Source organism: Streptomyces malaysiensis subsp. samsunensis (assembly GCF_024519315.1).
Classification (GTDB): domain Bacteria; phylum Actinomycetota; class Actinomycetes; order Streptomycetales; family Streptomycetaceae; genus Streptomyces; species Streptomyces malaysiensis.
In genome coordinates this window covers 1-362 of record NZ_JANIIC010000284.1, presented here as the reverse complement: position 1 = coordinate 362, position 362 = coordinate 1, and the positions used below count along the sequence as shown (strand labels likewise).

Here is a 362-nt window from a genome sequence, read left to right as displayed (position 1 = left end):
ATACTCCGCCAACACCCGAGGCGTCGGATAGTCGAACACCAACGTCGCCGGCAACCGCAACCCCGTCACCACCGACAACCGATTACGCAACTCCACCGCCGTCAACGAATCAAAACCCAACTCCTTAAAAGCCACATCCACCCGCACCTCACCCAACGAACCAAACCCCAACACCACCGCCACACCACCCCGCACCACATCAACCACCACACCCAACCGAGCAGCAGCGTCCAACCCCACCAACCGCCCAACCAACCCCGAACCCACCAAACCACCCTCAGCAACCCGCCGCCTGACACGACCACCCACCAACCCCCGCAACACCACAGGAAGATCCACACCAGCCACCCCGGACGGATCGA

General features: G+C 62.2%; 1 protein-coding gene. It reads right to left on the bottom strand.

Annotated features, from left to right (window positions below; all coding sequences use genetic code 11):
* Positions 1–339, bottom strand: a 339-nt coding sequence (locus NQU54_RS48910; protein WP_308408557.1) for an acyl carrier protein, incomplete at its 3' end; no start/stop codon positions are given.
* Between the last annotated feature and the right edge of the window lie 23 nt (positions 340–362).